Raw genomic sequence first — 13,735 nt, 5'->3', positions numbered from 1 at the left:
TTCACCCTCCCTTCATCGGTGCTAGGATTTCGATGCGGTCGCCATCCGCCAGCGCGCAGCCGTCGCGTTCCCTGGCCGGCACGACCTCGCCATTGAGGGCCGTGGCGAGCCAGCCGCCTTCGTAGTCGAGCTCGGCAAGGAGGGCCGCCAGTGTGCCGGACGCGACCTCGTGATTTTCGCCGTTAACGGTGAGCTTCATGGACGAGCTCCTTCTTCGTCTCGTGGCCCAGGATCATGTTGGAAGCCTGCCGCGCCATTGCAGGAGCGAGCAGGAAGCCGTGGCGATAGAGGCCGTTGATGCGGATTTTGTTTCCGTCGCGCTCGACGCGCGGCAGGTTGTCGGCAAAGGCCGGCCGCACGCCGACGCCGGTTTCGACCAGTTCGGCCTCGCCGAACGCCGGATGCAGGGCATAGGCGGCGTTGAGCAGTTCCATCACCGAGCGCGCGGTGATCGGCCCCGCCGCCTCGCTTTCGATCATCGTCGCGCCAACCACAAACAGGTTGTCGGAGCGCGGCACGACATAGACGGGGATGCGCGGATGCAACAGTCGCACCGGCCGCGCCAGCGAGACCTCCGATGTCCTGAGAATCAGCATCTCGCCACGCACACCGCGCAAAGTAGGTTGCGCGGCGGCTATGCCAGTGCAGTCGGCCTCGAAATCCGCCATGTACGGTTTCGATGCGGTGCCATAGCCAAACTCGAAGCGCACGCCCATCTGCACGAGCTTCTCTTGTAGCCCGGGCAGCGCCTTGCGCGGGTCGAGATGCGCTTCCCCGGCAAAGAACAGCGCGCGCCCGAAGCGGCTCTCGAGGTCTGGCTCGAGCGCTGCTATCGCCTCGGTGTCCAGTGAGCGAAACCCCGATGTGCGGCGGCTGAAGCGGTCGAGTTCGGCCGCGTCCCGTGCCGGCGCGACCACCAGTGTGCCGTTGCGGATGACGTGGCCTGGCAGGGCGTTCTCCCACCAATCGGCGGCACCGCGCCCGAGCGAAAGCACCGCCTCTTCGGCGCTCTCGCGCTCGCACCAGGGCGCCAGCATGCCGCCGGCCTGCCATGAGGCATTGCCGGCGATCTGCCTGCGTTTCTCGATCACGGTCACGCTTGCGCCGCGTGTCGCCAGCTCAAACGCGAGCGTCAGCCCGGCGACGCCCGCACCGTGGATCAGCACCTTCATGGCTGGTCTGCCGTCTCCGCGGGTTCGGCGCTTTCCACGGCCATGTAGAGGTCGCCGCCGTCGCGGTACTTTGCCGCCATCGCCGCCAGCCCTTCCTTCTGTGCCTCGGCGCGGATGTCGTGGGAGATCCGCATCGAGCAGAATTTCGGGCCGCACATGGAACAGAAATGCGCCACCTTGTGCGCTTCCTTGGGCAGGGTCTGGTCGTGGTAGGAGCGTGCCGTTTCCGGGTCGAGCGAGAGGTTGAACTGGTCCTCCCAGCGGAACTCGAAGCGTGCCCGCGACAGTGCGTCGTCCCTGACCTTGGCCGCCGGATGGCCTTTGGCGAGGTCCGCTGCGTGGGCCGCGATCTTGTAGGTGATGACGCCCACCTTGACGTCGTCGCGGTCGGGCAGGCCAAGATGCTCCTTGGGCGTGACGTAGCAAAGCATGGCCGTGCCGAACCAGCCGATCATCGCCGCACCGATGCCCGAAGTGATGTGGTCGTATCCCGGCGCGATGTCGGTGGTGAGCGGTCCAAGCGTGTAGAAGGGCGCCTCGCCGCAGACCTCGAGCTGCTTGTCCATGTTCTCCTTGATCTTGTGCATCGGCACGTGGCCGGGACCCTCGATCATCACCTGGCAGTCCTTGGCCCAGGCGATCTTGGTGAGCTCGCCCAGCGTCTCCAATTCGGCGAACTGGGCGGCGTCGTTGGCGTCGGCGATCGAACCGGGGCGCAGGCCGTCGCCGAGCGAAAAGGCGACGTCATAGGTCCGGCAGATGTCGCAGATCTCCTCGAAATGCTCGTAGAGGAAGCTCTCCTTGTGGTGGTGCAGGCACCACTTGGCCATGATCGAGCCGCCGCGCGAGACGATGCCGGTGACGCGGTCGACGGTCAGGTGGATGTAGGACAGGCGCACGCCGGCATGGATGGTGAAGTAGTCGACGCCCTGCTCGGCTTGTTCGATCAGCGTGTCGCGGAACACTTCCCAGGTCAGGTCCTCGGCGATGCCGTTTACCTTCTCAAGCGCCTGGTAGAGCGGCACCGTGCCGATCGGCACCGGCGAATTGCGGATGATCCAGTCGCGGATGTTGTGGATGTTGCGGCCGGTGGACAGGTCCATCACCGTATCGGCACCCCAGCGGGTCGCCCACACCATCTTCTCGACTTCCTCGGCCATCGACGAGGTGACGGCCGAATTGCCGATATTGGCGTTGATCTTGACCAGGAAATTGCGGCCGATGATCATCGGCTCGCTCTCGGGGTGGTTGATGTTGGAGGGGATGATGGCGCGGCCGCGGGCCACCTCGTCGCGGACGAATTCCGGCGTGACGAAATCGGGAACGGCGGCACCGAAGCTCTCGCCATCGCGCTCGAGTTTTGCCTTGAGCTGCTCGCGGCCGAGGTTCTCGCGGATGGCGACGAATTCCATTTCGGGCGTGACGATGCCGGCGCGGGCATAGGCAAGCTGGGTGACGGCGCGGCCGCCTGTGGCGCGCAGCGGCGCGTTGCGCACCGGGAATTCGGGCGTCAGCCGCTCAGCCGAGACGAAGCCGTTGTCCTCGGCCTTGACCGTGCGGCCGTCGTAGCGCTCGACGTCGCCGCGGGCGAGGATCCAGTCTTCGCGCAGCCGCGGCAGGCCGCGCTCGATGTCGGTATTCACGCTCGTGTCGGTGTAGGGGCCGGACGAATCGTAGACGGTGACCGGCGGCTCGCCGGCGCTCGGGTGGACCGAGATTTCGCGCATCGGCACGCGGATGCCGGGGTGTAGCGTCCCGGGTTTGTGGACTTTCTTCGAGGCGGGCAGTTCGCCTGTCGTGACTGTCGGGGTGTGGGCATTCATGAGTGAGTCTCCGGTGCAATGGAGACCCAGTTCGTGCGATGAGGAGGAGGTGAGGTTTTGCCTGGGGACTTCGGGCGGGAACCCGAATGCCAAAGCCGGATTGCCCGGCCCGCAGCGCCTCGCACCGTCCCTACGCCAGTGTGAACTGGATCAGGTTCAACGGGTCACTGCGCTGCGCGAGCCAGCAGTATCTCAGCCCCTTGTCGGGACCCCCCTGGTGAGGCCGGCAACATGGGCGACGAATGCCGGTGCTGTCAACGGCCTTTCGCAGAGGCCGAGAGAATGCCAAAGTCCTGGTGTCGGGCCCCATTGCGGTTACCGATGCGATCGGATAATAGGTCAGTGTTACTGACATAAATTGTCTGGTGCTTGCGGTGTCCGGGGAGGACGTTCGGCCCGCTGGCAAGACAGGAGGAGCATCCGTGACGGACAATCCCTCGCCGCTCAAGTTCCACGTGCCCGAGCCCGAAGTGCGGCCGGGCGGCACACCCGATTTTTCCAACGTGCCGATCCCCAAGGCGGGTTCGGTCGACCGGCCGCCGGTCGACGTCGATCCCAGGACGATCCGCGATCTCGCTTATTCGATCATCCGCGTGCTCAATCGCGAGGGCGATGCTGTCGGGCCATGGGCAGGCACGCTGACCGACGAGGAACAACTCGACGGCCTGCGCCACATGATGACGCTGCGCACCTTCGATGCGCGCATGCAGATGGCGCAGCGCCAGGGCAAGACCTCGTTCTACATGCAGCATATGGGCGAGGAGGCGGTGAGCTGCGCCTTCCGCAAGGCGCTCAATCCCGGCGACATGAATTTTCCGACCTATCGTCAGGCCGGCCTGCTGATCGCAGGCGGCTATCCGATGGTCGACATGATGAACCAGATCTATTCCAACGAGAAGGATCCGCTGAAGGGCCGGCAGTTGCCGATCATGTATTCGGCCAAGGAGCACGGCTTCTTCTCGATCTCCGGTAACCTGACGACCCAGTACATCCAGGCGGTCGGCTGGGCGATGGCGTCGGCGATCAAGGGCGACACCAAGATCGCGGTCGGCTGGGTCGGCGACGGCGCCACGGCGGAAAGCGATTTCCATGCCGCGCTCGTCTTCGCCTCAACCTACAAGGCGCCCGTGATCCTCAATATCGTCAACAACCAGTGGGCGATCTCGACCTTCCAGGGTATCGCCCGTGGCGGCTCGGGCACGTTTGCGGCGCGCGGCCTCGGCTTCGGCATTGCTGCTCTGCGGGTCGACGGCAACGACTATCTCGCCGTCCACGCCGTGGCGAAATGGGCGGCGGAACGCGCCCGCAGCAATCTCGGGCCGACGCTCGTCGAATACGTCACCTACCGCGTCGGGGCGCACTCGACATCAGACGATCCCTCCGCCTATCGGCCCAAGACCGAGTCGGATGCCTGGCCGCTGGGCGACCCGGTGATCCGGCTCAAGAACCATCTGATCAGGCGCGGCCTGTGGTCCGACGAGCGCCACAAGCAGACCGAGGCCGAAATCCTCGAGGCGGTCATATCGGCGCAGAAGGAAGCCGAGAGCCACGGCACCCTGCATGCCGGCGGCAAGCCGTCGACGCGCGACATGTTCGAAGGCGTCTATGCCGAGATGCCGCCGCATCTCCGTCGCCAGCGCCAGAAGGCGGGAGTGTAGCCGATGCCGCGCATGACAATGATCGAGGCCATCCGCAGCGCCATGGATGTCGCCATGGGCCGCGACGACAATGTCGTCGTTTTCGGCGAGGATGTCGGCTACTTCGGCGGCGTCTTCCGCTGCACCCAAGGGCTGCAGCAGAAATATGGCCGCTCGCGCTGCTTCGATGCCCCTATCAGCGAGCTTGGCATCGTCGGTGCCGCCGTCGGCATGGCCGCCTACGGCCTCAAGCCTTGCATCGAAATTCAGTTCGCCGACTACGTCTATCCAGCATATGACCAGATCGTTTCGGAAGCGGCACGGTTGCGTTACCGCTCGAATGGCGAATTCACCTGCCCGATCGTCGTCCGCATGCCCACCGGTGGCGGCATCTTCGGCGGCCAGACGCACAGCCAGAGTCCCGAGGCGCTTTTCACCCACGTGTCCGGCCTCAAGGTGGTCGTTCCGTCCAACCCGCTCGACGCCAAGGGTCTGTTGATCGCCTCGATCGAGGACCCGGATCCGGTGATCTTTCTGGAGCCGAAACGATTGTACAACGGCCCCTTTGACGGCCATCACGACCGGCCGGTTACCGCCTGGTCGAAGCACGAGCTGGGCGAGGTGCCTGATGGTCATTACACCGTGCCGCTCGGCAAGGCGGAGATCCGGCGCCCGGGCTCCGACGTCACGGTGCTCGCCTACGGCACCATGGTTTATGTCGCGCAGGCGGCGGCCGAAGAGACCGGCATCGACGCCGAGGTCATCGACCTCAGGACACTTCTGCCGCTCGACCTCGACACCATCGTCGCCTCGGTCAAGAAGACCCGCCGCTGCGTGGTGGTACATGAGGCGACGCTGACCTCCGGCTTCGGCGCCGAGCTCGTGTCGCTGGTGCAGGAAAACTGCTTCTACCATCTGGAAGCACCGGTCGCCCGCGTCACCGGCTGGGACACGCCCTATCCGCATGCACAGGAATGGGACTACTTCCCCGGCCCCAAGCGGGTCGGCGAAGCATTGATCGAAACGATGGGGGCCTGAGCATGGGCGAACATGTCATCAAGCTTCCCGACGTAGGCGAGGGCGTGGCTGAGGCCGAGCTCGTCGAATGGCACGTCAAGATCGGCGATCTCGTGCGCGAGGACGCGGTGCTCGCCGCCGTCATGACCGACAAGGCAACCGTCGAGATCCCGTCACCGGTCGATGGCGAAATCCTCTGGCTCGGTGCCGAGATCGGCGACACGGTCCCGGTCGGTTCGCCGATCGTGCGCATCAAGGTTGCCGGCGACGCACCGGCCGAAGCTGAGCCGGCCGTCGCGCTGGCTAAGGCGAAAAGCGACCTCGAAGCCACTGTTTCAGAACCTCCGAAACCAACTCCTGCGCCGGCTAAGAAGGTCGAATCCGAACCTGTTGTGAAAGCTCCGACACCGTCCGGAGCGCTCAAGCCCGCACCGCGCGCCTCGAACTTCGGCCTGCCGCGTCCCGAAGGCGAACGTCCGCTCGCCTCTCCGGCCGTCCGGCTGCGTGCCAAGGAAGCCGGCATCGACCTGCGCCAGGTCCCGGGCACCGGGCCGGCCGGGCGCGTGACCCATGACGATCTCGACGGCTTTGCCGCGCGGGGCTCGGCTGTTCCCGCTGCCGGGCTGCAGGCGAAGACCGAGGTCGAGGAGATCAAGGTCATCGGCCTGCGCCGGCGCATCGCCGAGAAGATGGCGCTGGCCAAGTCGCGCATCCCGCACATCACCTATGTCGAGGAGGTCGACGTCACGGCGCTCGAGGAGCTGCGCGCCAAGCTCAACGCCTCGAAGAAGCCGGACAGGCCGAAGCTGACGCTGTTGCCGTTCCTGATGCGCGCGCTGGTCAAGGCGGTGGCGGAGCAGCCGCAACTGAACGCGATCTACGACGACGATGCCGGCATCATCCACCGCCATGCTGGCGTCCATATCGGCATGGCGGCCCAGACTCCGGGCGGGCTGATGGTGCCAGTCGTGAGGCACGCCGAGGCGCGTGACCTGTGGGACTGCGCGACGGAGGTAAACCGCCTCGCCGACGCCGCCAAGGCAGGCACGGCGACGCGCGAGGAGCTGACCGGCTCGACAATCACCATCACTTCGCTGGGTGCCATGGGCGGCGTCGCCACGACGCCGGTCATCAACTATCCGGAAGTGGCGATCGTTGGTGTCAACAAGATCATGATCCGGCCGATGTGGGACGGCACGCAGTTCGTGCCGCGCAAGATGATGAACCTGTCGTCCAGCTTCGATCATCGCGTCATCGACGGCTGGGATGCTGCGGTCTTCGTCCAGCGCCTCAAGGCGCTGCTCGAGGCGCCGGCAATGATCTTCGTGGAGGGCTGAGGCTGTGAAGGAAATCTCCTGCAAGCTTCTCGTCATCGGCGCCGGCCCGGGCGGCTACATCTGTGCCATCCGGGCCGGCCAGCTCGGCGTCGACACGGTCATCGTCGAGGCGGTCAAGCCCGGCGGCACCTGCCTCAATGTCGGCTGCATTCCGTCCAAGGCGATGATCCACGCGGCCGATGAATATCTCAAGGTCAGCGAGATGGCCGGGGGCACCAGCCCGCTGGGCATCAGCCTGACGGCGCCGGTGCTCGATCTCGCCAGGACCGTTGCCTGGAAGGACCGCATCGTCGGTCGCCTGACCACCGGCGTTGCAGGACTGCTCAAGAAGGCCAAGGTCAAGTCGGTGCAGGGCTGGGCGCGCTTTCGCGACGGCAAGACCGTCGAAGTCGACACCGAGACCGGCCTGCAGGTGATCCGCGCCGAGACCATCGTCATTGCCACGGGTTCGGTCCCGGTCGAGCTGCCGTTCCTGCCTTTTGACGGGAAGGTGATCTCGTCGACCGAAGCGCTGGCGCTCAAGCAGGTGCCGCAGGCTCTGGCCGTTGTCGGAGGCGGCTACATCGGGCTCGAGCTCGGCACCGCCTTTGCCAAGCTCGGATCCAAGGTCACCGTGGTCGAAGCCTTGCCGCGCATCCTGCCGCAATACGATGCCGAGCTGACCCGGCCCGTGGCCAAGCGGCTCGACACGCTCGGCGTCAAGGTGCTCACGGGCGCCAAGGCCAAGGGACTGTCCTCCAAAGGCGACGCGCTGCTGGTCGAGGCCGCCGATGGCAGCGAGCAGAAGATTGCTGCCGACAAGGTGCTCGTCACCGTCGGTCGCAAGCCTCTCGTCGAAGGTTGGGGCCTCGAAGAGATCGACCTCGACCGCGATGGCCGCTTCATCCGTATCGACGAACAGTGCCGCACCTCGATGCGCGGCATCTATGCCATTGGCGATGTCACCGGCGAGCCGATGCTGGCGCACCGCGCCATGGCCCAGGGTGAAATGGTTGCCGAGATCGTCGCCGGCCACAAGCGCAGCTGGGACAAGCGCGCTATTCCCGCTGTCTGCTTCACCGACCCTGAGGTCGTCACCGCTGGCCTGTCGCCCGACGAAGCCAAGAACCTCGGCATCGAGATCAAGTCGTCGCAGTTCCCGTTCTCGGCCAATGGCCGAGCCATGACCTTGCAGGGGGAAGACGGCTTTGTCCGCATCGTTGCCCGCGCCGACAACCATCTGGTGCTCGGTATCCAGGCGGTCGGCACGGGTGTTTCGGAGCTCTCGACAGCCTTCAGCCTAGCAATCGAGATGGGTGCGCGGCTGGAGGATATCGCCGGCACGATCCACGCCCATCCGACCCAGGGCGAAGCCTTTCTCGAGGCCGCGCTGCGCACGCTTGGCCACGCGCTCCACATCTGACGTGGAGCGCGTGCCCCGCGTCACCTTGTGGCTTGTCTGCGCCCGCCGGTTAGGCTAACAAGCCCACGCACTGGACGACCAGTGTCTTGCACATTCGGGGACGGCCCCATCCAAAAGATGGCGCTGATCAATTGTCACCCCGACCCAATCTCATCCTGAAAAATCGCGAAAACGCTGCGGGCCGGCGCTTGGCTACCCGTGGGCGCACTCGGCTGCGTCTGGATCCCGGGCTTGCTTCGGCGGCGTGCGCTTTTTCATCACCAATTGAACAGACCGGAGAGGCGCTGTGGCGGGACCGATAGAACAGTTTGAAATCAAGCCGATTTTCACCCTCTTCGAGCTTGCGGGGCAGGAAATCGCCTTCACCAATTCGGCCGCCTACATGGTGGGCGTGGCTGTTTTCGGCGGGCTGTTCCTGCTGCTGTCGACAAGCGCCCGGGCCCTTGTGCCGTCGCGGCTGCAGTCGATCACCGAGCTTATCTACGAGTTCGTGTCGAAGACGCTGCGTGAAAATGCGGGCGAGGGCGGCATGAAGTTCTTTCCGCTGGTTTTCTCGCTGTTCGTCTTCATCCTGATCGCCAATCTCGCCGGCATGTTCCCCTATGCCTTCACGGTCACCAGCCACATCATCGTGACCTTCTCCTTCGCCATGATCGTCTTCGCCACCGTCACGCTCTACGGCATCTGGAAAAACGGCCTCGGCTTCTTCCGGCTGTTCCTGCCGTCCGGCGTGCCGCTGGCGCTTTCGCCGATCATCGTGCCGATCGAGATCGTGTCCTACATCTCGCGGCCGATCAGCCATTCGGTGCGTCTGTTCGCCGTCATGCTCGCCGGCCACATCACGCTCAAGGTCTTTGCCGGCTTCGTCGTCAGTCTCGGCAGCATGGGAACCCTCGGCGTTTTCGTTGCGATCCTGCCGCTGGCGATGACGGTCGCGCTGACCGCATTGGAACTGCTGATGGCGGTGATCCAGGCCTACATCTTCACCATGCTGACCTGCATGTATTTGAACGACGCCCTGCATCCCGGGCACTGAACGCAGCGGCAAAATCCAAAGCACAAGGCCCCGCCCGTTGTGGCGGGCCTTTTCGTTTCGGGCCCGGTCGCCAGAAGCGCGCTTCCGCGTGAGCCTCAGCCGAATGGAATGCGCCGCATCGTAACGTCGTCGAGCTTCATGGCTCGTCGAACGAGAGCCCAGGCTTGACGGAAGGGGCGGCCGAACTCATGCCGCAGTTTCCTGATGCTGCGCTTCGTCTTGCGACGCGGCTCCGAGAAGCGAGATATGTCGATCGTGCTGTTGAATTCGCCGACGGCTTCGGCTTCGACGGTGCTCCGCTGCCTGACAGGCGCAGGGATCATCTGGTAGACCTTCATGTCGTCGATAACGGGCTGCCCGAACACGAACATGTCCAGCGGGGTGGCAAAGTGCTCGGAGACCTCGATGAGCCGCGCGGCGGCGGCCCGCGAGACGACGTAGCAGGCGCCACCTTCGTGCAGCGAGTGCAGCCTGCGGAGCGACCTGGTCGGCCCCAGGGCAATGCAGTCGTTGCCGACTGCCGCCTTGGTTCCTGTCGTCTCGAGTTTGACGATGTCCGCACCCGCCGGGATCCAGCTTTCGCCGGCAAGGAAGTGGCTTGCGGCAGGGGACAGCCAGGCGTCGTCTTCGACGACCGCCGCGAACTCTTCGCCCGAGTGGAGGAATGCCTGCCAGGCTGACCGATGGCTCAGGAAGCAGGCTGCTATGGCTGCCGGCATCCTGTGCCTGGCCAGAACATCGTCGCCGAGCGCGAGGCCGTCGATCGCCGGGATGCGGATGTAGGACAGGCTCAGGCGCTCGAATTGTTCTGCCATGAATGCCAGGCGCCCGGGCGAGCGGTCGAGATTGATCAGGTAGCACTTCATGGCAGCTCCGCCTCACTCCTGGCGCGGAACTTCTAGCAGAGTTGTCGGGGCAAACGAACTCCCTCGCAGACGCAGCAAGGCATCCACGGGATCGGTGTCGGGCGCCCCGCTTCCAAAGGTGCGTTCATGCCTGATCGATCGGGCCGGTGTCCTCGCAGTCGATCTGCCGGCTCTGGTTAACCATCGATTAACCAAGCTCTTGCCTGTGGAGCTAAATTAGTGCTCACTAATCTTGCTGAGGGGTTCAAGTGGTGGCGGGAGAGTGGAAAATGACGTTCCGCGAGGTTCGGGAGCAGTTGAGAATTGTCGGAGTCCTGATCAGCAAGAGGGGCAGCAGCATTCGGGTCAACCATTTCGGTGGGATGCCCGAGACTGCATGTTTCACTTCAAGCCTGGACGAGGCGCTAACGGCCGGCCTGTCCATGGCGAGGCCAAAACACCTGCCGAAAAACTGGTGCGCGCATCGTTAGTCGTCATGGCTGCATGCATCGAGGAAGCTCCCTCTACCGTCCGGTAGCGGGGCGCCGAGGACGTCACCAAGTCCACGGCATTGGCATGTCGTTGTTGCTCCTCATCGCGGGAGCCTGGGGTGCTCTGCCAGAATCATGGTAGGCTGGAGGGGTTGAACCTCCCATCCCTGGCCCCGCCGGCTTCGGCTGGCGGGGCTTTTTCGTGACGACCGTTTTGGTGTCGATGGGGTCAGCGACCTCGCAACAGTTCAGGTACCCGCACCAGCAGGATTTCTGCGGCGAACACCGTCACTGCACCCACGACGATCGAATGGGTGAGCATTTCGGCGAGCACTTGTGGCAGACCGCCGGACAAGGCTCCCGCCAGTGCCGGGATGCCCAGGCCCGCCATGAGACCGAGGGGCGCGACCAGGTTCTTTACCGCCGAGCCGCGATCCTGGCTGGCCATCTGGATGCCGGTCATGACAACCGTGGCGGCTGCCGGCAAAAACAGGCCGCCGACGACCGCTGCCGGTGTTGCGACCAGCACCGCCGCGACCTTGGGCAGGAAGGCAAGCGCGATGAAGATGAAACCGGCGACGCGCACGACATGCCGGCTGGCGACGCCCGTCAGCCTGATCACCCCCAGGTTCTGGGCGTAGGCAGTGGTGCCGAAGCCGCCGATCAGGGCGGCAAGCATCGACCCGCCCGCCTCGCCGGCGATACCGGCATTGACGCGCCTGTCGGTGAGTTCGACACCGGTCAGCCGCGCGGTGGCCTCATACATGCCCATGGCCTCGACGACCGCCACCACGAAGACGATGCACATGGTGATGGTGATCGCAGGGTCGAAGGTGAGGGAGCCATAGGGCAGGAGCTTGGGGAAGGCGATCCAGGGTGCCTGGCCGACGCCCGAGAAGTCGAGCTGGCCGAGGCCGAGGGCCAGAGCGTCGCCCACGATCAGGGCGATCAGGAAGCCGAACATCCGAAAGGTGCCGCCAAGCGCTGAGCTGACCAGAACGACTGCGGTTGTCACGCAGGCGAGAAAGATGCTCTGGCCGGTGGCAAAATTCGACGTGCCAATGCCGCCGAAGAACTCCATGAAGGTGAAGCCGGCAAGAGCTATGCCGACCAGGGTGATGATGGTGCCCGAAACAGCCGGGGAAAGCAGCCGCCGCAGCCGGGCGAACTGACCCAGCACCGACAGGATAAACACGAACGCCGCCCCGATGATCAGCCCGAGACTGGCGGCCGAGATGGTGCCGGCCTTGTAGTAGCCGATCGCCAGCGGAGAAAACGCCGAGGACGGCCCCTGCACCACCGGCAGCCGCACCAGCTTGGTGCTCTGGACGACCGTGACGATACCGGCAGCAAGGAAAGTCGCCGTCACAAGATTGGTCGCCAGGGTGGCGGAAAAGCCCGCCACCGAGGCTATGAAGATCGGATCGAGCCAGGCATTCGACACCAGCGCCTGCTGCAAACCCAATGCGATCCGGCGCTGGGCAGGGATGACCTCCTCGACATCCCCGACCACGCCTTGGTCTACGTCATGCTCGCCCGCATGGGCATGAACATATTCAGCCATGATACCTCCTCCCAGAAGTATGTGCCGCCTGCGCGGCGTTGAGTGATGTTGTTGGCTAGGCTTCGAGGCACTGCATGCGGCGCGAATGCCGGGCATGCTCGGCAAGCACGTCGCCGAGCTCGGCCATCACCGGGCGACCGTCCTCGACCAGGATCTTGCCGTTGACGACGGTCGTGCCGGCGACGGCCGGGCCGCAGCGCAGCCAGGCTTCGACAGGATCGCTGTGGGCGCCGGCGAGAGCCACTTCCGACATGCTCCAGAGGACGAAATCGGCGCAGGCGCCGGGCCTGAGGTGGCCGATCTCGTCTTCCCAGCCAAGGCAGGCCGCGCCGCCGCGGGTTGCGATGTCGAGTGCATCGCGCGCCGACATCGAATGCGGCCCGTTGCGGTAGCGCCCGAGCAGCAGCGCGGTGCGCGCCTCCAGCCACATCGAGGCATGGTCGGTTGATGCGGAGCCGTCGCAGCCGAGCCCGACTCGCATGCCGCGAGCGCGCAGGCCCATGGCATCGGCCGAGCCGCCGCCAATCAGCATGTTGGAGCACGGACACTGCGTGGCGCAGACGCCGGCATGCGCAAGCCGGCCAATCTCCGCATTAGTGGGGTAGATGAAATGCGCGACCCAGGAGCGCTTGCTGGCCCAGCCGACACGCTCGAAATACTCGGTCGGCGTGCAGCCATAGACCTCGGCGCAGTACTTGTCCTCCTCGGGGTCCTCGGCGAGGTGGGTGTGCAGCCTGAGATCGTACTTGTCGGCGAGGCGCGCCGATTCCGACATGATGCGCTCGGTGACGGAAAACAGGGAGCAAGGCGCGAGCGCCACGCGCGTCATCGCTCCCGGCTTGGCGTCGTGATACGCCTCGACCAGACGGATGCTGTCGTCGAGGATGTCGTCCTCGCGCTGGACCACCGAGGCCGGCGGCAGGCCGCCATTCTCGACCGAACGTGTCATCGATCCGCGCGTCGCGTAGAAGCGGAAACCGATGTCGGTGCTGGCGCGGATCTGGGCGTCGATGAGCTTGGGCTTGGGATGGACATACATGTGGTCCATCGAGGTGGTGCAGCCGCCCATCAGCAGTTCGGTCATCGCGACATAGGTCGAGGCGTAGACGGATTCTTCCGTCAGACCCGCCCACATCGGATAGAGGCCAGTCAGCCATTCGAACAGCGTGCCATTGGTCACCGGCGCGTAGGATCGCGTCAGGTTCTGGTACATGTGGTGGTGGGCATTGATCAGGCCGGGCGTGACCAATCGGCCATGCGCGGAGATGGTCTTCGCAGCGGCCGGTTCGTCGCCGGCCTTGCCCACTGAATGGATTCTCTTGTCTTTGACGGCGATCCAGCCGCCGGCGATTTCCCAACCGCGATCGACATACACGTATGCGTCACGGACGAGCAGGTCTACGGACATGCA

General features: G+C 64.9%; 11 protein-coding genes and 1 riboswitch. Of the genes, 5 read left to right on the top strand and 6 right to left on the bottom strand.

Features of this window, described 5'->3' with window-relative positions:
• Nucleotide 1: 1 nt before the first annotated feature.
• The 3 genes from thiS to thiC are packed head-to-tail and all read right to left on the bottom strand — an operon-like array spanning nt 2 to nt 2,995.
• Nucleotides 2-199 (bottom strand): sulfur carrier protein ThiS, encoded by a 198-nt coding sequence (thiS, locus tag WHT83_RS00910; RefSeq protein WP_406872709.1) that lies wholly within the window; start codon nt 197-199, stop codon nt 2-4.
• On the bottom strand, nt 183-1,172 hold the full coding sequence (gene thiO / locus WHT83_RS00905; RefSeq protein ID WP_406872708.1) for a glycine oxidase ThiO: 990 nt from the start codon (nt 1,170-1,172) through the stop codon (nt 183-185). Before thiO ends, thiS begins: the two co-directional genes overlap by 17 nt.
• On the bottom strand, nt 1,169-2,995 hold the full coding sequence (gene thiC / locus WHT83_RS00900) for a phosphomethylpyrimidine synthase ThiC (protein WP_406872707.1): 1,827 nt from the start codon (nt 2,993-2,995) through the stop codon (nt 1,169-1,171). Before thiC ends, thiO begins: the two co-directional genes overlap by 4 nt.
• A gap of 109 nt (nt 2,996-3,104) precedes the next feature.
• A riboswitch (TPP riboswitch) is annotated at nt 3,105-3,221 on the bottom strand.
• A gap of 196 nt (nt 3,222-3,417) precedes the next feature.
• Between thiC and WHT83_RS00895 the strand changes: the two genes are divergently transcribed.
• The 5 genes from WHT83_RS00895 to WHT83_RS00875 all read left to right on the top strand — a co-directional run bounded on the left by WHT83_RS00895 (nt 3,418) and on the right by WHT83_RS00875 (nt 9,424).
• A complete protein-coding gene (locus WHT83_RS00895; protein WP_406872706.1) occupies nt 3,418-4,653 on the top strand; it encodes a 3-methyl-2-oxobutanoate dehydrogenase (2-methylpropanoyl-transferring) subunit alpha in 1,236 nt (411 codons plus the stop codon).
• Nucleotides 4,654-4,656: 3 nt separating this feature from the next.
• A complete protein-coding gene (locus WHT83_RS00890) occupies nt 4,657-5,670 on the top strand; it encodes an alpha-ketoacid dehydrogenase subunit beta (RefSeq protein ID WP_108606752.1) in 1,014 nt (337 codons plus the stop codon).
• A gap of 2 nt (nt 5,671-5,672) precedes the next feature.
• Complete coding sequence (locus WHT83_RS00885) at nt 5,673-6,986, top strand: dihydrolipoamide acetyltransferase family protein (RefSeq protein WP_406872705.1); 1,314 nt, start codon at nt 5,673-5,675, stop codon at nt 6,984-6,986.
• Between the two features lie 4 nt (nt 6,987-6,990).
• Complete coding sequence (gene lpdA, locus WHT83_RS00880; protein ID WP_406872704.1) at nt 6,991-8,388, top strand: dihydrolipoyl dehydrogenase; 1,398 nt, start codon at nt 6,991-6,993, stop codon at nt 8,386-8,388.
• Nucleotides 8,389-8,674: 286 nt separating this feature from the next.
• On the top strand, nt 8,675-9,424 hold the full coding sequence (locus tag WHT83_RS00875; RefSeq protein ID WP_183262507.1) for a F0F1 ATP synthase subunit A: 750 nt from the start codon (nt 8,675-8,677) through the stop codon (nt 9,422-9,424).
• Nucleotides 9,425-9,519: 95 nt separating this feature from the next.
• Here the strand turns inward: WHT83_RS00875 and WHT83_RS00870 are convergent, their stop codons facing one another.
• From WHT83_RS00870 to WHT83_RS00860, 3 genes are all read right to left on the bottom strand, one after another.
• Entirely contained in the window at nt 9,520-10,290 is a 771-nt protein-coding gene (locus WHT83_RS00870) for a glycosyltransferase family 25 protein (RefSeq protein ID WP_406872703.1), read from the bottom strand.
• Nucleotides 10,291-10,989: 699 nt separating this feature from the next.
• Complete coding sequence (locus WHT83_RS00865) at nt 10,990-12,324, bottom strand: uracil-xanthine permease family protein (protein ID WP_406872702.1); 1,335 nt, start codon at nt 12,322-12,324, stop codon at nt 10,990-10,992.
• Nucleotides 12,325-12,379: 55 nt separating this feature from the next.
• Entirely contained in the window at nt 12,380-13,732 is a 1,353-nt protein-coding gene (locus WHT83_RS00860) for an 8-oxoguanine deaminase (RefSeq protein WP_406872701.1), read from the bottom strand.
• Nucleotides 13,733-13,735 lie beyond the last annotated feature (3 nt).

It is taken from the genome of Aminobacter sp. P9b (assembly GCF_045345995.1).
GTDB lineage: Bacteria > Pseudomonadota > Alphaproteobacteria > Rhizobiales > Rhizobiaceae > Aminobacter > Aminobacter niigataensis.
The sequence above is the reverse complement of the archived record's forward strand: the minus strand, read 5'-3'. Positions and strand labels throughout refer to the sequence as shown.

Bases quoted from the DNA above. Each gene is read 5' to 3' on its own strand.
- thiS (WP_406872709.1), bottom strand. From the start codon at position 199: ATGAAGCTCACCGTTAACGGCGAAAATCACGAGGTCGCGTCCGGCACA.
- thiO (WP_406872708.1), bottom strand. From the start codon at position 1,172: ATGAAGGTGCTGATCCACGGTGCGGGCGTCGCCGGGCTGACGCTCGCG.
- thiC (WP_406872707.1), bottom strand. From the start codon at position 2,995: ATGAATGCCCACACCCCGACAGTCACGACAGGCGAACTGCCCGCCTCG.
- WHT83_RS00890 (WP_108606752.1), top strand. From the start codon at position 4,657: ATGCCGCGCATGACAATGATCGAGGCCATCCGCAGCGCCATGGATGTC.
- WHT83_RS00885 (WP_406872705.1), top strand. From the start codon at position 5,673: ATGGGCGAACATGTCATCAAGCTTCCCGACGTAGGCGAGGGCGTGGCT.
- WHT83_RS00870 (WP_406872703.1), bottom strand. From the start codon at position 10,290: ATGAAGTGCTACCTGATCAATCTCGACCGCTCGCCCGGGCGCCTGGCA.
- WHT83_RS00865 (WP_406872702.1), bottom strand. From the start codon at position 12,324: ATGGCTGAATATGTTCATGCCCATGCGGGCGAGCATGACGTAGACCAA.
- WHT83_RS00860 (WP_406872701.1), bottom strand. From the start codon at position 13,732: ATGTCCGTAGACCTGCTCGTCCGTGACGCATACGTGTATGTCGATCGC.